Consider the following 18004-nt stretch of genomic DNA (forward strand, 5'->3'; position numbering starts at 1 on the left):
CTTTCCGTATGTCTGTTCGGTCATGGCGCCGTGGCGTCATGCGGGTAATCGGTAGGGCGGTCTTCGACCACGGCGACGGTGACGCCGTCCAGCGCGGTCTTGGGCACGATCAGCCGGCCGCGCGGGCTGGCGATCAGCGCACAGGGCTCGCACACGCCGGCGACGCCGACGTTCTGCTGCACCCAGTCGGATGGCTCGCCCGTCCAACCGCGCGCGGCGACGTCGGCCCGGGCGATCACGCGCAAGGGCAGGCCGTGGCGTTCGCAGAAAGCAAGCAGGCCGATCTCGTCGGCCTTGAGGTCGATGGTCGCGACCTCCCGCACCTCGGCCAGGGTTCGATCGCCCAGCGCGGCTTTCACCGCGCGTTCGATGTCGTCCACCGGCTTGCCGCGTCGACAGCCGAGGCCGAGCGTCAGCGGTTTCATCGCCTCGGTGGCAGTGGTGACGGCCGGGATCGCACCGGTGAGCCGCGCGACCTCGTAGGCGAGCGCGTTGGCGCCGCCCTCGTGGCCGGACAGCAGTGGGATGGCGAAGCGCGCTGCCTCGTCGAGCACCACCAGCGCCGGGTCGGTGTACTTGCTCGCCGGCAGGCCGTCGAGGTAGCGCACCGCGATACCGCTCGCCATCACCACCACCCAGCGGCAGTGCTGATGGAACGCGCGGCGGAACTGTTCGCGCGGGCTGTCGCCGGGTGTCAGCCACGGCCGGTACAGCGTGGCGCCCAGCGCCTCGGCCAAGCTTTGGCCGAGCGGCAGGGCGTCTTCGCGCACCAGCCAGACGGCGGTCTCGTTCACGCGCCGTTCTCCACAGTCTTCTTGCGCTTGCTTGGGCGCGGCGTCTTGCGGTCGGTGCCGTCGCGGAAAATGTGGGTGAAGCCGGCCGCGTACAGGCTCGACTCCACGCCGCCTTCGCGCGACAGCGCGTGGCCGACCAGCAGCAAGGTCGTCAGCAGCCAGTCCTTCTGCTTCACCTCGCTCATCAGCTTGGAGAGTGTACTGCGGTGGATCGCCTGGTCGGGCCAGCTGGCGCGACGCACCAGCGCCACCGGCGTGTCGGCCGGGTAGTGCAGCAGCAGGTCGGCGATGGTCTGTTTCAGCCGCTGGCCGGACAGGAAGATGCACATCGTCGCCTGGTGTTCGGCGAAGCGCGCGATCGACTCCAGCTCCGGCACCGCCGAGGCGCGGCCGGACACGCGGGTCAGGATGATCGATTGCGACACCGCAGGGCGGGTCAGCTCGCTGCCAAGCGCGGCGGCGGCGGCGGTGAACGAGGACACGCCAGGGACGATCTCGTACTCGATGTCGAGCGCTTCGAGCCGGCGCATCTGCTCGGCGGTGGCGCCGTAGATGGCCGGGTCGCCCGAATGCAGCCGCACCACATCCTTGTCCTCCGCTTGGGCGCGGCGGTACAGCGCCTCCTGCTCGTCGAGCGACAGCTCGGCGGTGTCGAAGATTTCGGCGTCGGCGCGGCAGTGCTGCAGCATCTCGGCCGGCACCAGCGAGCCGGCGTACAGAACCATAGTCACGGCGCCCAAGAGGCGGCTGCCGCGCAGCGTGATCAGGTCGGCGGCGCCGGGGCCGGCGCCGATGAAATAGACTCTCATGGGTGACGTTGCTCCCGGGCGGTTTTGCGGATCAGCATGGTGGCGAGGTAGCCGCTGGCGTCGGCGGTGAGCTGGCTCACGTCGTCGCACAGCACTTCGCCGGGCAGGCCGATACGGCGCGCGAACGCGCAGTGGCGGGCGATGCCCATCTCGGCCAGCAGCCCGAGCACGTCCGGCAGCCGTGCGCCGATCTTCATCAGCACCACGATGTCGTGGCCCTCGATGTCGGCGCGCAACTCGGCCATATCGTCCGGGCAGGGCAGGATCAGGATGCGTTCCTTGCCTTCGCCCAACGGCCAGGACAGCGCCGACGCGGTGGCGGCGAAGCTGGTCACGCCGGGGAAGGTGGTATGGGCGAGATCCGGCAGCTTGTCGCGTAGCGCGGCGAGCAGGTAGCCGTAAGTCGAATAGGTCATCGAGTCGCCGATGGTCAGGTAGGCGACGTTGCGCCCCGCCGACAGCTCGGCGGCGACCGCTTCGGCCAGCTCGCCGTAGTGGCTCGACAGCACACTGCGGTCCGGGTCCATCTGGAACTCGATCTCGCGGAATTTCTCGTCGGGAATGGCGAGGCCGGCCAGGCACTGCCGCGCGACAGAGACCTCGCTGCCACGGGCTCGCGGCAGGTAGATCAGGTCGGTGCGCTGCAGCGCTTCCAGCGCCGCGACCGGGATCAGCCCGGCAGGGCCCGGCCCGACGCCGACGCCGGTGAAGTGTCCGAGACTCATGCCGCTTCTCCGGTTGTTGCACTGGTGGCTTCGCCGAGCGGGGTGCCGTCCATGCTGAACAGGCGCACCGCCACGCGGTCGACGCTCGGCACCTTGGGCGCCATCAGAACGGCGACGCGGCGCTCGATTTCCATCCAGTAGCCGCGCGCGTCGGCCTGGGGTTTCATGATTTGCACTACGTTTTCCACGGTATTGGCTTTCTCAATCTGGTCGACGAGGTTGGCAGCAAAGCCCATCTCGGCGGCCACAGCGGCGACCGATCCCATCGCCATGCCGCTCTTGCTGGAGTGGGTGTCCCACACGCCGTCGAGCAGCTTGGCGATCTTGCCGGGGTGACCCAGCACCCACAGCGTGCCCAGCCGCGCCTGTTGTTCTTCCAGCGTCGCCTGCGCGTAGTCGAGCGACACGCCGACGAAGTTGGCGATCTGCACTACTTCCTTCTTTTCCAGGTGCAGCGTGTCGGCGGCGTAGCCACGACCGATCTTGCCCGGGGTGAAGGCGATGGCCTTGGGCCTGTGGCCCAGCGCCACGCGGATGTAAACCTCGATCGACGCCATCCACGCCGCCAGCGACATCGGCTCGACGATGCCGCTGGTGCCGAGGATCGAGATGCCGCCGACGATGCCGAGCATCGGGTTGAAGGTACGCTTGGCGATCTTGTCGCCGTCGACGCAGCCGATGGCTAGATCGAAGCCGGGGTTGGCTCCACCAGCCAGCACCTCGTCGACCGCCCACTGCATCATCTGACGCGGCACCGGGTTGATCGCTGGCTCTCCGGGCGGGATGCGCAGGCCCGGCTGGGTGACCATGCCGACGCCGGGCGCGGCGATGAAGCGCAGCGCGCCGCTACCGTTCACCGACACCTCGGCGAAGATCGTCGCGCCGTCGGTGTTGTCCGGGTCGTCGCCGCTGTACTTCAGCACCTCGGCGCGTACCACGCCGCTTTCCAACCGCTCGACCTTTTCCACCGGCACCACCAGGTAGTAGTCCGGATCGGGCAGGCTCACCTCCACCTCGTTGACCGTTTCGCCCGTCACCAGCAGCGTCAGCGCCGCCTTCACCGCCGCGGTGGCGCAGCTGCCGGTGGTGCGGCCGCGGCGCAGACCGTTTGGGGCCGGCGTGGCGAGGTCGTAGGGGCGACGGACTGACTCGCTCATCGCGCTGCTTGCTGTTCCTGGTTTTCGCGGTATACGCGGTCGATCGCGGCGATCATCATCGCGTTGACCGCCGAGGCCGCCCACGGCGAGCCGCCGCGCGTGCCGCGGTTGGTGATGCGCGGCACCTGCATCAGGCGGGCCAGCTCTTCCTTGCACTCGCGCGTGCCGACGAAGCCGACCGGCAGGCCGACCACCAGCTGCGGGCGCCAGCCGTGCTCGCGCACCAGCCGTACCACCTCCATGATCGCAGTCGGCGCGTCGCCGATCGCCACCACCACGTCGTTGCCGAACTTCTGCCAGGCGCGGCGGATGCCGGCGGCCGAGCGGGTGATGCCGTGCGTTTCGGCCAGCAGGTGGGTTTCCTTGTCGTGCACGCCGCACCAGGTCTCCACGCCCAGCTGATCGAGCACCGCGCGCTTCAGACCGGTCTGCACCATGGTGACGTCGGCGACGATGCGGCGGCAGCGCAGCAGCGCGCGAATGCCGGTCTCGACCGCCCCCGGCGAGAAGACCAGGTCGTCGACGATGTCGAAGTCGCCGCTGGTATGCACCAGGCGCTTCAACACGATCTGGTGGTCGGTCGGCACGTCGGACCAGTCGCGTCCCTCGTCGATGATGCGCATGCTCTCGGCTTCGATCGGGTGCGGCACGTAGGGCGGCCAGACATCGAGCGGCGCCGGCGCGGCGTCGCTGCGGCCGAGCAGCCCGCGCACCAGGCCGTGGTGGCCCTGCTGCGGCGTGCCGACCTGTTCTTCGAAGCCGACGATTTGTACCCGGTACTTGCACAGCGCGCAGTTCATCGCGGCGCGGCCCTCGACGCCTTCCTGCGCGCGTTCCAGGAACACGTCGGCGACGTGCGGGTGCACGCCCAGGTAAGGCGCCGGCAGCACCTCGATTTCCGGGTGGCGCGCGGCGAGGTCGTCGACGGCGCCGTAGATGCGTTTCACCAGCACGCCGTCGAACAGGAAGTAGGGCACCACCACGATGCGCTTGTGGCCCAACAGCGCGGCGGCGCGTAGGCCGTCGGCCACCAGCGGCTTGGCGGTGCCGGAATAGCAGACGAAGGAGGTGCCGAAGCCCATGCCTTCTTCGAGCATGCGCGTCAGCTTGGAAATCTCGGAATTCGCGTCCGGGTCCGAGGTGCCGCGCCCGACCACCACCAGGCAGGTGTCGGCGCGCGACACGGTGTGGGCCGATTGGCCCTCGGCCTCGATAATGCGCTGGCGGCACAGCTCCAGCAGCTTCGGATGCAGGTCCATCGCCGCGCCGAAGTGGAACTCGGTATCGGGGTGGGCGCGCTGCAAGGCCAACAGCTCGCTCGGCATGTCGTTCTTGGCGTGGGTGGCGGCGAGCAGCACGCCCGGCACCATCACCACTTTCTTCGCGCCGGCTTCGATCACAGTGTCAACGGCCTGATCGATGGTCGGCGTGGCGAACTCCAAGAAGCCATGCTCGACGGTGCGGCCGCCGGCGCGTTCGCGCAGCAGCTCGACCAGTGCCATGAATTCGTTGACCCCGTCCGGGTCGCGGCTGCCGTGGCCGGCCAGCACGATGGCGTAGTCGTTGGTGCTCATTTGTGGGTCGGCTCGATCTGGCTGTCCATCGGGTCTAGCGTGCGGATCAGCATGATGCTCATGTCCGAGAAACGCTGGTCGGCGCATTCGGCCAAGCTACCGTGCCATTCGGCGTCGCCACGGGTCAGGTTTTCCCAGACCTCCACGCGGTGCTCGGCCGGGATGCCGTTTTCCAGCAGGTAGGCGGCGATGTGCCAGGGCATGAACGAACGCGCCTCATCCCACGGGCAGGGGATCACGATGGCGTTGCGTTGGTCCTGCAGCACGTGCACCAGGTGACGCTTGAACGGGGTCAGGTCGCCGCGGCGGTGGAAGGTGACGAAGGTGGTTTCGTCGAAGCACACCTTGGCGCGCGAGGCCAGGATTTGCGCCGACGAAATGCCCGGGATGGTGTCCACCGGGTGGCCGCAGGCGCGCTCGACACGTTCTAGGTACTGGAAGCCACTGAAGTGGATGTCACCCATGAACACCACCACGCACTTTTTGCCGGCATGGTGGCGCTCGGCAACAATGTCCAGCTGGGCGACCTGGTCGCGGTAGCCCATCTGGATCACCTCGGCGGTGTCCGGGATCAGCGAGCGCACCACGTCGATCACCGCGTTGAAGCCGGCCACTACGTCGGCCTCGCGGATCAGTTGGGCCGAGCGTTGCGGCAGGTAGCCGATGTCGCCGGGGCCGGCGCCGATGCAGACAATCATGCGAATTCCTTTTCAATAGTTTGGCCACGCGCCGGCAGGCGGGAGAGGTCCACGGTCGGGCCGACCACTACCAGCGCCGGGCTGCCGAGGCCGGCAGCGGCGACATCGGCGGCGAGCGTCGCCAGTGTGCCGACCACCTCGCGCTGTTCCGGGCGGGTGCCGTACTGGATCGCCGCCGCCGGGGTGTCGGCCGGCAGGCCCTGTTGCAATTGTTCGGTGATGAGGCCGAGCCGGCTCATCCCCATGTAGATCACCAGCGTCATGCCGCTCTTCGCCAGCGCGGCCCAGTCGGGCTCGTCGCCCTGATGGGTGTGGCCCGACACGAAGGTGACGCCGTGTACGTGGTCGCGGTGGGTGAGCGGGATGCCGAGCGTGGCCGGTACCGCGAGGCCCGCGGTGATGCCGTTGACCACCTCGACCGCTATGCCGGCCGCCAGCAGCGCCTGCATTTCCTCGCCGCCGCGGCCGAACACGAAGGGATCTCCCCCTTTGACGCGAGCGACGCAGCGGCCGGCGCGCGCTTCGGTGAGCAATCGGGCCTCGATGTCGGCCTGCGCCACCGACGCACAGCCGCCGCGCTTGCCGACGCGGACCACTTCGGCATGCTTGGGCACGAACTGTAGCACCTCATCGTTGGCGAGATCGTCGATCAGCACCACGTCGGCGAGGCCGAGTCGGCGCACCGCCTTCAGCGTCAACAGCTCCACGTCGCCTGGGCCGGCGCCGATCAGGTAAACCTTGCCTGGTTTCATTGCGGTAGCCTTTCGCGGATGGTCAGCGACAGCTGCTCGCCGGTGAGTTGGTCGAGCGGCAGGTAGTCCGCCATCAGCGCCTGCGCCAGTTCGCGCGCGCGGCCGAGCTTGACGAAGCCTTCCTCGGTGTCGAGCACCAGCGCTGGCGTGCCGAGGCCGGCAATGCCTTCGGCCAAGGTCAGCGACTCGCGCCACGGGTCGGCATGGGTGTCGAGCGCGATATTGGCGCGTCCGTCGGAGAGCAGCACCAACAATGGTGTCAGTTCGGACTGTTTCGCCAGCGTCTGTACCGCCAGCTGAAGCGCGTGGGCGAGCGGGGTGCGCCCACCGGTGGGTAGCTCGCGCAAGGCCAATTCGGCCTGTTCGACCTGGCGGGTCGGAGCCAGCACCAACTCGGCGCCCTCGGCGCGGAAGGCGATTACTGCCACTTGGTCGCGACGCTGGTAGGCGTCCTGCAGCAGGCCGAGCACGCAGGATTTCACCAGCTCCATGCGGCGGCGTGCCGCCATGGAGCCGGACGCGTCCACCACCAGCAGCACCAGGTTGCCCTCGCGGCCGGCGCGCACTTTCTCGTGCAGGTCGGCGCGGGTGACGCTGAAGTCGTTCGGGTTGCGCAGCATCGCGTGGCGCAGCGTGGCGTCCACCGCCAGTTGGCTCGGTGCTTCGTTCTTTATTGCGCCGACGGCATGGCCGCGCCGCGCGCCGCTGACGCTGCTGCGCCGGCCGCTGGCCTCGTGCGCCGTGAGCGCCGTTACCTCAATTCGGCCAATCTCGGCGGCCGGGCCGGCGGCGAATACCTGCAACTGATCCGCCGCGTGGCTGGGCTGTTCGTTGTCGTCATTTGCAGCATCGGTTTCGCTCGGATTGCTCTCGGCATCGCCTTGGCCGAATTCGCTTTGCGGCGGCGGAGGTGGTGGCGACGCCTGGCGTGTCAGCTCGTCGAGCTTGTCTCGGTCGAGGCCGGGCTGCTCGAACGGCTTTTTGCGGCGCCGGTGCGGCAGCACCAGCTCGGCCGCATCGCGCACGTCCTCGGCCGTGACGGTATCGCGGCCGGCCAGCGCGGCGATCGCTCGTGCCGCCTTGTGCATCACGATGTCGGCGCGAAGGCTGGCTACCTCGAACTCGCAGCACAGCTCGCTGATGAAGGACAGCAGCGAGTCGGGCAGGGCAACGCCGGCGATATTGTCCTGTGCGGCGTGGATCGTCGCGCGCAGCGCGTCGGTGTCGGCCTGCCAGGTGGCGATGAAGCCCGCCGGGTCGGCCTCGAACGCCAGGCGGCGGCGTACCACCTCGGTGCGCACCACTGGGTCGCGCGGCGCACTGACTTCCACCATCAGGCCGAAGCGGTCGAGCAACTGCGGGCGCAGCTCGCCTTCTTCCAGGTTCATCGTACCGAGCAGGGTGATGCGCGCCGGGTGGCTGATCGCCAGGCCCTCGCGTTCCACCGTGTTGCGGCCCATCGCCGACACGTCCAGCAGCACGTCCACCAGGTGGTCGGCCAGCAGGTTCACCTCGTCGATGTACAGCAGTCCACGGTGTGCGGCGGCCAAGAGACCGGGCTGGAACGCCTTCTTGCCGTCCTTCAGCGCGCGCTCGAAGTCGAGGCTGCCGAGTACGCGGTCCTCGGTAGCGCCGAGCGGCAGGTTGACGAACGGCACGGGCGAATGGCGGTGCTCGGCGCTGCCGCTCTGGCAGGCTTCGCATTCGGTCAACGGCGCGTCCGGGGCGCAGTTGAAGGCGCAGCCGGCGACGCGCTCGATTGGCGGCAGCACGTCGGTCAGGCCGCGCGCGGCGGTGCTCTTGGCCGTGCCCTTATCACCGCGGATCAGCACACCGCCCAGGGTCGGGTCGATCGCGCACAGCAGCAGCGCGCGCTTCAGTTGTTCCTGGCCGACGATGGCGGCGAAGGGGTAGTTGTGTCTCATCGTGTCGGATTCTCGCCGCGCGCTTCCAGCATCGCTTCGCTTGAGAGGTGCAGCGCCTTCAGCGCTTCCAGCGTTTCGGGCTTGGGTTGTTCCCACAGCTGGCGCTGCGCGGCCTCGAGTAGTCGTTCAGTGATCGCGCCGAGCGCCCACGGATTGCTCTCGGCGAAGAATTGCTGCATGGCCGGGTCGAACGCATAGGTTTCGGCCAACTGTTCGTACACCCAGTCGTCCACCACGTGGGCGGTGGCGTCGTAGCCGAACAGGTAGTCCACCGTGGCGGTCAGCTCCAGCCCGCCCTTGTAGCCGTGCTTCTGGATGCTGGCGATCCATTTCGGGTTGGCGACGCGCGAGCGGAACACGCGCAGTACTTCCTCCTTCAGGCCGCGCACCGCCGGGTTGTCCGGGTTGTGGCTGTCGCCGAAGTAGTGGCGCGGCTGCCGGCCGGTCAGGCTGCGGATGGTGGCGATCATGCCGCCGTGGTACTGCAGGTAGTCGTCGCTGTCGAAGATGTCGTGCTCGCGGTTGTCCTGGTTGTGCAGCGCCACTTCGACGCCGGACAGCCGGTGGCGGAACTCGTCGCGCGCGTCGGTGCCGTTGGCCTGCCGGCCGTAGGCGTAGCCGCCCCAGTTGATATAGGCGGTGGCAAAGTCGGCGTCGGTTTCCCAGTTCTGCTCGTTGATCAGCGGCAGGATGCCGGCGCCGTAGGTGCCGGGTTTGGAGCCGAACACGCGATACAGCGCCTGCTGCTCTGCGTCGGACTCCGTACGTTGGCCGAACAGCTGGTGCTTCAGGTCCGCCAGGTAGTGCTTGCGTACGAAGTTCTGTTCCACCGGTTCATCGAGGCGCGCCACCGTGTGCACCGCCTCGTCCACCAGGTGGATCAGGTGCGGGAAGGCGTCGCGGAAGAAACCGCTGATGCGCACCGTCACGTCGATGCGTGGGCGACCCAGTTCGGCGAGCGGGATCACCTCGATGCCGGCGACGCGGCGGCTCTCGGCCTGCCAGCGCGGCCGCACGCCGAGCAGCGCCAAGATCTGCGCGATGTCGTCGCCGTGGGTGCGCATGGCGCTGGTGCCCCATACGCTGATGCTGACCGATTCTGGCTCGTGGCCGGTTTCCTTGCGGTGGCGCGCCAGCACTTCGTTGGCGAGCTCGGTGCCGATGCGCCAGGCCGCCTGCGAAGGCAGGCTGCGCGGGTCGACCGAGTAGAAGTTGCGCCCGGTCGGCAGCACGTGCGCCATGCCGCGGGTGGGCGCGCCGCTCGGGCCGGCCGGCACGTAGCCGCCGGCGAGGCCGCGCAGCAGGTTGGCGATCTCTTCCGAAGTGCGGTCGAGGTTGGGCACCAGCTCCTGGCAGACGTAGGCGAGGGTGCGGCGCACCGAGCCGGTATCGGCGCTGCCGGCCAGCCCTTCGGCCAAGGTGGCGTCGATCACGCTCGCGTCGAAGCCGTGTTCGGCCAAGGTCGCGACAAGGCACCGGCCCAGCGCGGTGATCGCGTCGTGCGCGTCGGCGCGGGTGACGATCGGGGCATCGGCCAGGCGTTGCAGCGCGTCCGGCACCGTCGTCAGGCGCTTGCCCTGGTCGTCCTGCAGCGTTTGCCAATCCACACCGAGCGCCGCCGCGACGCCGGCCGGCAGGCTCGGGATCGCTAGGTTGGGCAGGCGCACCAGCGCGCACACCATGTCGACCAACGCCGTGTCCTGAGGCACCTTGCCGAGGATATGCAGGCCGTCGCGGATCTGCGCCGCGCCGAGCTCGCACAGGTAGCCGTCGATGTCCTCGATCAGGTGGGCGACGTCCACGCCCTCCATCTTGGCCAGCGTCATCGGCACGCCGTCCTCGTTCAGCGTGTCGTCCCACTCGTGGTCGTGATCATGGTGATGATCGCCGTGATGGTGGTGACCATGATGATCGTGGTCATGATGGTGATCATGGCCGTGGTGATGGCCGTGCCCATGGTGATCGTGCGCCTTGGCCGGGCTCAGCCGGTATTTGGTCGCAGCGGCCGCCGCAGGCTGAACGGCTACCGGCTTGCTCGTCTGCAAGCGGTACTTGCCACCGCCGACGGCCGGCTGCGGCGCGTGGCGGTGCCCGTGCTCGCCGTGAGGGTGATCGTGGTCATGCGCGGGGTGCTCGTGCGCATGGTCATGATGATGGTCGTGCCCGTGATCATCATGGTCGTGATCGTGCTTCAGCATCGCCGCCAGGTCGGTGTCGAGCTTGGCTTCCTTGATCAGGTCCCAGATCTGCTGCTGCAAGAGCGGCAGCTTGGCCGGGTCGAGCATTTCGACCTGGTAGTACTCGTCCACCAGCTGGGTCAGCTGCGCCAGCGGGCCGTAAGTGTCTGCGGTGGTCATCGGCGGGGTGAGGTGGTCGATGATCACCGAGTGCGCGCGGCGCTTGGCCTGAGAGCCTTCGCCCGGGTCGTTCAAAATGAACGGGTAGAACATCGGCAGATCGCCGAGCAGCGCATCCGGGAAGCAATTTTCCGACACGCCCACGCCCTTGCCGGGCAGCCATTCCAGCGTGCCATGCTTGCCGACGTGGACGATGGCGTCGGCGCGCCAGTCGTCGCGCAGCCAGCAGTACAGCGCGTAGTAGTGGTGGGTCGGTGGCAGGTCGGGCGTGTGGTAGATCGCATCCGGGTCCATGCCGTAACCGCGCGGAGGTTGCAGTGCCACGAAGGCGTTGCCGTATTCCAGGCCGGCGAACACCAGTTTGTTGTCGTGCACATAGGCCTGGCCCGGCGCGTCGCCCCAGCGCTGCTGCATCTTGTCACGCAGAACAGTCGGCAGTTGGCCGAACCATTCTGCGTAGCGGTTTGCGGGAACGCTGGCGACGGCCTGCTCCAGCTGGTCGGCAGTCAGGTAGTCCTCGTCGTAGGCGCCGCGGTCGATCAGTGTGTGGATCAGCGCGTCACTCGATTCGGGCAGGTCGGGCAGGTGGTAGCCTGCCTCGCGCATCGCGTGCAGCAGCGCGAACAGCGAGGCCGGGGAATCCAGCCCCACCGCGTTGCCGATCTGCGAGGCCTTGCTGTTGGAGTTGGTGAAGATGAAGGCGATGCGCTTCTGGCTATTCGGCGTGCAGCGCAGCGCCACCTGGCGCGCGGCAATGCCGGCCACGCGGCGCACTCGGTCCGGCAGCGGCGCGTACTCGGTTTCGTCCTGCTCGTGCTTGAACGAGATCGGCACGCCGATGATGCGGCCGTCGAACTCCGGTAGCGCCACGTTCATCGCGGTATCGAGCGGGTTGAGGCCGCGCTCGGACGCTTCCCATTGTGCAACGGTCATGCTGCTGGTGATCGCCTGGATCACCGGCAGATCGAGCCGCTCGAATGCCGCCACCGACCAGCCGGCCGCGGTCGGGCCGTCGGCGTTGACGTCGCCCATTGCGAACGATGTCGTATTGATCAGAGCGTCGATGCGGCAGGCGGCGCCGTCGACGAAGAAGTCCAGCGCGGCCGGCAGGCCAGACTCGCTCAACGTCCTGAGAGACGCGGTATACACCGGCAGCGCGTTGAGCCGGCGTTCAGCCAGGGCGTCGACCAGCTGGTCGATGAAGCGGGTGTTGCCGGACAACCAGTGCGCACGGTAGAAGGTGATGCCGACGGTCGGCCAGGACGGATTGTGGATCGCCAGCCAGTCGTCCAGCGTCGCCAGCCCTTCCAGCTCCGGGTGGTAAATGCCGTGGTCGGGCAGGGCGGCCGGCGGCAGGTAGCCGACGCCGGTCATCAGCAGCCGGTCGGACAGGCAGCGCAGCAGCTGCGCCATATTGCCGGTGCCGCCCGCCTGCAGGTAGGCGGTGGCCTCGTGCTGCAGTGCCGGCGGCACGGTGCACAGCGCGGCCAGCTCCGGGTCCGGCTCGCCGGTGCCGCTGACCACGATCAGCGACCGGCCGTGCGCTTCGGCGTCGCGGCGCAGCGCGTCGAAGCCGGGGACCGCGTTGGCGCGGCCGAGCAGGCGCACCAAGAGCACGCGCGCCTCGGCCAACGTTGTCGCGATCAGCGCATCCATGCGCTCGGGGCTATCGATGCTTTGCAGATTCACCGCCTCGACGGCGGCAAAGTCCTCGGGCAGCAGCGCGCGGGCGCGGGCCAGCGCGGACAGGTCGGTGCCCGCGTGGGTCAACAGGACGATGCGGGCGCTCATGCTTCACCCTCCGGTTCTACATCGCCGATACCGAGCTTGTGGAAGATCAGCGGTTCGACCGGACAACCGTCACGCAGATGTTCGGGCACGATGCGCCGGATAGCGTCGGCGTCGACCTTGCGGTACCAGACACCGTCCGGATACACGGCGAGAATCGGCCCTTCCTTGCAGACCGCGAAGCAGTGGGTGCGGGTGCGCTTGGCGCGCAGGCCTTCGCAGGCGTCGATGGTCTGGCCGAGTACCTTGAACATTTCTTCGGCTTCGACGCCGTTCTCGGTGCAGCGCGGTCCGGTGCACATCAGCACGTGTTTGTAATGGAGTCTCATGGCATTTGCCGTAGGTTGACGACGCGCGGCCCGGAAAGTCGCATGCAGGGCGCCTCGTCCGGATATCTCAATGGCCGTCGGCCAGGGTGTCGTAGCGCTTCCATTTGTAGATGGCCGCCGAAACCACCCAGCTTGCCACGAAAAGCGCGATGACAATGTAACCAAAATGAGCCAGGTTCTCGTTCAGGGTCGCGACGATGTCCCAGATTCCACCGGCCAGCTCGAACTTCCGGGCAATCAGGCCGAGCGCTTCCAGCCCGCCGATCACGACGGCGATTACGACTGACACCAGGGTGATGGTCAGGTTGTACCAGAGCTTGCGTACCGGCTTGACGAAGGCCCAGCCGTAGGCACCAACCATCAACATGCTGTCCAGCGTGTCGACCAGCGACATGCCGGCGGCGAACAGGACGGGCAGCGCCAGAATGTGCCACACCGGCACGATGTCGACCGAGTGCGTGGCCGACAGGGCGAACAGGCCGACCTCGGTGGCGGTGTCAAAACCCAGGCCAAACAAAAAGCCGATCGGAAACATGTGCCAGCTCTTGGTGACGAGTCGGAATAGCGGCCGCAACAGGCGGGCGAGCAGGCCGCGGTTGCCAAGAAGGATATCGAGCTGTTCCTCGCTGACGGGCGTGCCGCGCTGCATAAGCCGGAAATTGCGCCACACCCCACGCAGCACGTTCATGTTGTAGAGCGCGATGACCAGCAGAAACAGCGCGGAAACCCCGGTGCCGATCAGGCTACCGGTCTCGCTGAACGACTTCATTTGACCCTGCAAGGTGGCCGTGGCGAACAGGATGACCACGACGCCGATCAGCACGATGGTCGAGTGGCCTGCGGCGAAAAAGAAACCGACTGCGAGCGGGCGCTGGTTGTCCTGCATCAGTTTGCGCACAGTGTTGTCGATGGCGGCGATGTGGTCGGCGTCGACGGCGTGGCGCAGGCCGAGCAGGTAGGCGAGCAGGGCGGTTCCGGCCAGCGCCGGGTGGCCGGCGAAGGCGGTCAGTGCCCAGAACCAGGCGGCCAGATTGATGCCGACCAGGAGCGCGAGCAGACCGAGTGGCACGCGGCGGGATAGCGGGCTTCGAGAAAGAGAAGACTGCAACAACGGCGAAGACATAATTAGGGTGTCCTTGGAGCAGGAGCATCGCCGCGAGAGAGGACAAAACGACCGGTTTCGGTCGCTCGTTGTATCCCCCGGTGCACCCCGCCCGGTTTCAACCCACGTCGACTGAAGATGATGGCCGGTCTCCTGGCTCGTGCGTCATTGCCGAAGCGCGCCTTCCCGGGAAAACCCAGTGGCGTGTTTGCGCTGGCTCGTCACTTACAGTTGCGGGGGCAGCCGCGGCATCGCACCGCGTTCCCGTTTCACCCGTGAAGGGCACCATCATGAACTGGCGCGGATGATACGTGATGACGACATGGATGTGAACCGCCGGTCGGCGGTTCACGATCTTGTGGTGGGGGTGGGGGCGATCTGGGTGGAGAAGTGCGCCGGCTTGTTGCAACCGGGCATTTTTCACCCGCTTGCGGATTTAGCCACGCAATTCGGCCAACGCCTCGGCCAGCCGTTGCCAGCCGGCCTCGTCGGGAGGAAGACCGAAGCGCACGCTTGCGGGCGCGGCGAAGTGGCGGGTGAGGATGCCGCGCCGAGCCAGCACCTCGTGGATGGTTTGGGCGTCGGAGCGCTGCAGCCACTGGAACAACGGCGTGCCGCCAGTCGGCGTCAGGCCATGTTCGGCCAACAGGGCCGCGAGGCGGGTGCCGTCGGCGGCCAAGCGCTGACGGGCGGTTACCTGCCAGTCGGTGTCGAGCAGGGCGAGCCGTGCAGCTGCACGCGCAGGGCCGGCCAGCGTCCAGGGCCCCAGCTCTTCGCGCAGCGCGTCGAGCAGCTCGCTCCAGGCGAACACGAAGCCGACCCGCGCGCCGGCGAGGCCGAAGAACTTGCCGAGCGAGCGCAGCACGATCAGGCCCGGCAGGCCAGCCTGCGGCACCAGGCTCTCCTCGGGCGTGCAGTCCATGAACGCCTCGTCGACGATCAGCCAGCCGCCGCGTTCGGCCAACGTGGCCCGCCAGCCTTGCAGCGTGTCGACCGAAAAGCGCTGGCCGGTCGGATTATTCGGGTTGACTAGAAGCAGCACGTCGAGCGTCGGCAGTGCGGCATCGATCGCGTCCGGCTCCAGCGGCATGACTTGGAGGCCGTGACGCTGCCAAGCATGGGCGTGTTCGGCATAGCTGGTAGAGAGCACGCCGACGCGGCCGGCCGGGCGCAGCAGCGGCAGTGCCTGGATCGCCGCCTGCGAGCCGGCCACCGGCAGCAGGTTGACGCTGCCGTAATAGTCGGCCGCGGCGGCTTCCAGGCCGTCGTGCTCCTCAGGCAGGCGCTGCCAGCAGCTCGCCGGCAAGGCGGGTACCAGCCAACCCTGCGGGTTCAGGCCGGTGGACAGGTCGAGCCATTGCTCTCGAGGGATGCCGTAGCGGCGCGCCGCGGCGATTAGGCCGCCGCCGTGCTCAAGCATAGAAGTATCCCAAGGGCAGGCCGATCGCCAGCGCCAGCATCACCCACAGCCACAGGCCGCGGCTGACCAGGCGCTGTGCGCGCAGAATGTCGGCCGCCTCCGGTGCGTGGCCCAGACCTAGCGACGGGCGCTCCTTGAGGCTGCCGTGGTAGACGGCAGCACCGCCCAGCTCCACGCCCAGCGAGCCGGCGCCAGCCGCCATCACCGGGCCTGCGTTCGGGCTGTACCAGGTCGGCGCCTGTTCGCGCCAGCAGCGCAGCGCGTCCTGGCGCTTGCCCAGCAGTGCATAGGTCAGCGCGGTCAGGCGGGCGGGAATGTAATTCATCACGTCGTCGAGCCGCGCCGCCGCCCAGCCGAAGTGCAGGTAGCGCTCATTCTTGTAGCCCCACATCGCGTCCATGGTGTTGACCAGCCGGTACAGCACCGCGCCGGGCGCACCGAGCACCAGATACCAGAACACCGTGGCGAACACCGCGTCGCTGCCGTTTTCCAGCACCGATTCGACGGTGGCGCGTGCAACGTCCTGCTCGGAGAGCCGCGAGGTGTCGCGGCTAACTATCATGCCGACACGCTGACGCGCCAGCTGCAGGTCGCCGGCCTGCAGCGCTTCGCGTACCGCGGCAGCGTGCTGGTCCAGGCTCTTGGCGCCCAGCGTGAGGTAGAGCAGCAAGATGGTGTAGAACCAGCCGATGTAGGGCAGCCAGTCGAACAGCGCCGCCAGCAGGGTCAACGGCACCAGAAGCAGCGCGAGGCCGATCGCGCCGCGCACTCGCATGCGCTTGACCGATTCGCCCTGCGGGTCGGCTGGATAGAGCTTGCCCTCTACCCAGCGCACCAGCCGGCCAAAGCCGACCAGCGGATGAAAGCGTGGCGGTTCGCCGAACAGTTTGTCGATCAGGACGGCCAGCAACAGAAAAACGGATGTGAACACCGGATGCGCCTATATAATCACGGGCTTTTCTTCGCGATGACGCTGCGTTTTACGGGCGCCGTCGGCGAAAGACAGCCGAATCGAAAGCCGCCATTTTAGGGCCAACGCCCGAAAAATGCGCGCGGAGTTAGCCATGCCAGCCAAAACCCTCATGATCCAGGGCACCACCTCGGATGCCGGCAAGAGCACCCTCGCCACCGGGCTGTGCCGCCTATTGGCGCGGCGCGGCGTGCGGGTGGCGCCGTTCAAACCGCAGAACATGGCGCTCAACAGCGCGGTCACCGTCGACGGTGGCGAGATCGGCCGCTCACAGGCGGCGCAGGCGCTGGCCTGCGGCGTCGAGCCGCATACCGACATGAACCCTATCCTGCTCAAGCCCAACAGCAACACCGGCTCACAGGTGATCGTGCAGGGGCGGGTGCTGTCGAACATGGACGCGGTGAGCTACCACGCCTACAAGCCGCGCGCGATGCAGGCGGTGCTGGAGTCGCACCAAAGGTTGGCCGAACAATACCAGTTCGTCGTGGTGGAGGGCGCCGGCAGCCCGGCCGAGATCAATCTGCGCGAGGGCGACATCGCCAATATGGGCTTTGCCGAGGCGGTGGACTGCCCGGTGGTGCTGGTGGCCGACATCGACCGTGGCGGCGTGTTCGCCCATTTGGTCGGTACGTTGGCGCTCTTGTCGGAAAGTGAGCAGGCGCGGGTGGTGGGGCTGGTGATCAACCGCTTTCGCGGCGACGTGGCGCTGCTGCAATCGGGCATCGACTGGCTGGAGCGCCACACCGGCAAGCCGGTGCTTGGCGTGCTGCCCTATCTGCAAGGGCTACACATCGAGGCCGAGGACAGCCTGAGCCAGGGCGCTGTTCGGCCAGCCTTGGCGGCCGAACAGCGCCTGCGCGTGGTCGCCCCAGCCTTGCCTCGCCTGAGTAATCACACCGATTTCGACGCGCTGCGCCTGCATCCGCAGGTGGAGGTAACGGTGGTGCGCGCTGGCGAAACCGTGCCGCCGGCAGATCTGATCGTGCTGCCCGGCAGCAAGAACGTGCGTCACGACCTCGACTGGCTGCGCGCCAACGGCTGGGAGCCGGCGATCCGACGCCATCTGCGCTACGGCGGCAAGCTCATCGGCATCTGTGGTGGCTTTCAGATGCTGGGTACGCAGCTGCACGACCCCCTGGGGCTGGAGAGCGCCGCCGGCAGCTCGGGTGGCCTTGGTCTGCTTGATATGGAGACCACGCTCACCGAGCAGAAGCGGCTGGAGCGGGTGGAAGGGCGCCTCACCTTCGCCGACGCGGCGGTCAGCGGCTACGAGATCCACATGGGCGTGTCGAGCGGCCCGGCTCTCGATGCCCCGGCTGTCATGATGCCGGGCGGGGCGGACGGCGCGGTGTCCGCCGACGGTCAGGTGCTCGGTACCTATCTGCACGGCCTGTTCGACCACCCCGAAGCCTGTCAAGCGCTGCTGGCCTGGGCAGGGGTGGCCGAGCCGGTCGTGGTCGACTACCGCGCCGAACGCGAGCGCCATATCGACCGCTTGGCCGATCTACTCGAACAGCACCTCGACCTGTCACGCATCGCCGCCCAACTGCCGACCGGGCTGTTTTAAGGCCGGTCTCAAGCGCTGTTCGCGGAGCCTGGCCCGG

The 18004-nt window shown here is 67.8% G+C and carries 14 protein-coding genes and 1 riboswitch; of the genes, 1 reads left to right on the forward strand and 13 read right to left on the reverse strand.

Annotated elements, in window-relative coordinates:
* Nucleotides 1-20 precede the first annotated feature (20 nt).
* The 13 genes from QU481_RS10630 to cbiB form a co-directional block, all read right to left on the reverse strand.
* Complete coding sequence (locus QU481_RS10630) at nucleotides 21-794, reverse strand: cobalamin biosynthesis protein (protein WP_289829953.1); 774 nt, start codon at nucleotides 792-794, stop codon at nucleotides 21-23.
* Nucleotides 791-1603, reverse strand: coding sequence for a precorrin-4 C(11)-methyltransferase (gene cobM / locus QU481_RS10635; RefSeq protein ID WP_289829954.1), 813 nt, complete (start codon nucleotides 1601-1603; stop codon nucleotides 791-793). The genes QU481_RS10630 and cobM overlap by 4 nt, the downstream gene beginning before the upstream one ends.
* On the reverse strand, nucleotides 1600-2328 hold the full coding sequence (gene cobI / locus QU481_RS10640) for a precorrin-2 C(20)-methyltransferase (protein ID WP_289829955.1): 729 nt from the start codon (nucleotides 2326-2328) through the stop codon (nucleotides 1600-1602). The genes cobM and cobI overlap by 4 nt, the downstream gene beginning before the upstream one ends.
* Nucleotides 2325-3485: a cobalt-precorrin-5B (C(1))-methyltransferase CbiD gene (gene cbiD, locus QU481_RS10645; protein ID WP_289829956.1), complete on the reverse strand. Its 1161-nt coding sequence runs from the start codon at nucleotides 3483-3485 to the stop codon at nucleotides 2325-2327. The genes cobI and cbiD overlap by 4 nt, the downstream gene beginning before the upstream one ends.
* Entirely contained in the window at nucleotides 3482-5059 is a 1578-nt protein-coding gene (locus QU481_RS10650) for a precorrin-8X methylmutase (protein ID WP_289829957.1), read from the reverse strand. Before QU481_RS10650 ends, cbiD begins: the two co-directional genes overlap by 4 nt.
* Nucleotides 5056-5757: a cobalt-precorrin-7 (C(5))-methyltransferase gene (locus QU481_RS10655; RefSeq protein ID WP_289829958.1), complete on the reverse strand. Its 702-nt coding sequence runs from the start codon at nucleotides 5755-5757 to the stop codon at nucleotides 5056-5058. Before QU481_RS10655 ends, QU481_RS10650 begins: the two co-directional genes overlap by 4 nt.
* Complete coding sequence (cobA, locus tag QU481_RS10660) at nucleotides 5754-6509, reverse strand: uroporphyrinogen-III C-methyltransferase (RefSeq protein ID WP_289829959.1); 756 nt, start codon at nucleotides 6507-6509, stop codon at nucleotides 5754-5756. The genes QU481_RS10655 and cobA overlap by 4 nt, the downstream gene beginning before the upstream one ends.
* Nucleotides 6506-8434 (reverse strand): putative cobaltochelatase, encoded by a 1929-nt coding sequence (locus tag QU481_RS10665; protein ID WP_289829960.1) that lies wholly within the window; start codon nucleotides 8432-8434, stop codon nucleotides 6506-6508. The genes cobA and QU481_RS10665 overlap by 4 nt, the downstream gene beginning before the upstream one ends.
* On the reverse strand, nucleotides 8431-12582 hold the full coding sequence (locus QU481_RS10670) for a cobaltochelatase subunit CobN (protein WP_289829961.1): 4152 nt from the start codon (nucleotides 12580-12582) through the stop codon (nucleotides 8431-8433). The genes QU481_RS10665 and QU481_RS10670 overlap by 4 nt, the downstream gene beginning before the upstream one ends.
* Nucleotides 12579-12908 (reverse strand): (2Fe-2S) ferredoxin domain-containing protein, encoded by a 330-nt coding sequence (locus QU481_RS10675; RefSeq protein WP_289829962.1) that lies wholly within the window; start codon nucleotides 12906-12908, stop codon nucleotides 12579-12581. Before QU481_RS10675 ends, QU481_RS10670 begins: the two co-directional genes overlap by 4 nt.
* A 67-nt stretch (nucleotides 12909-12975) precedes the next feature.
* Nucleotides 12976-14031, reverse strand: a complete 1056-nt coding sequence (locus tag QU481_RS10680) for a HoxN/HupN/NixA family nickel/cobalt transporter (RefSeq protein WP_289829963.1) — start codon at nucleotides 14029-14031, stop codon at nucleotides 12976-12978.
* A gap of 105 nt (nucleotides 14032-14136) precedes the next feature.
* A riboswitch (cobalamin riboswitch) is annotated at nucleotides 14137-14315 on the reverse strand.
* A 131-nt stretch (nucleotides 14316-14446) separates the two neighbouring features.
* A complete protein-coding gene (cobD, locus tag QU481_RS10685) occupies nucleotides 14447-15430 on the reverse strand; it encodes a threonine-phosphate decarboxylase CobD (RefSeq protein ID WP_289829965.1) in 984 nt (327 codons plus the stop codon).
* Nucleotides 15423-16361 carry an adenosylcobinamide-phosphate synthase CbiB gene (gene cbiB / locus QU481_RS10690; RefSeq protein WP_289829966.1) on the reverse strand — a complete coding sequence of 313 codons (939 nt, stop codon included), beginning with the start codon at nucleotides 16359-16361 and terminating at the stop codon, nucleotides 15423-15425. The genes cobD and cbiB overlap by 8 nt, the downstream gene beginning before the upstream one ends.
* Before the next feature lie 133 nt (nucleotides 16362-16494).
* Here cbiB and QU481_RS10695 point away from each other — a divergent pair, with 133 nt between their 5' ends.
* Entirely contained in the window at nucleotides 16495-17967 is a 1473-nt protein-coding gene (locus QU481_RS10695) for a cobyric acid synthase (protein ID WP_289829967.1), read from the forward strand.
* Nucleotides 17968-18004 lie beyond the last annotated feature (37 nt).

It is taken from the genome of Crenobacter oryzisoli, from assembly GCF_030385785.1.
GTDB classification, from domain to species: Bacteria; Pseudomonadota; Gammaproteobacteria; order Burkholderiales; family Chromobacteriaceae; genus Crenobacter_A; species Crenobacter_A oryzisoli.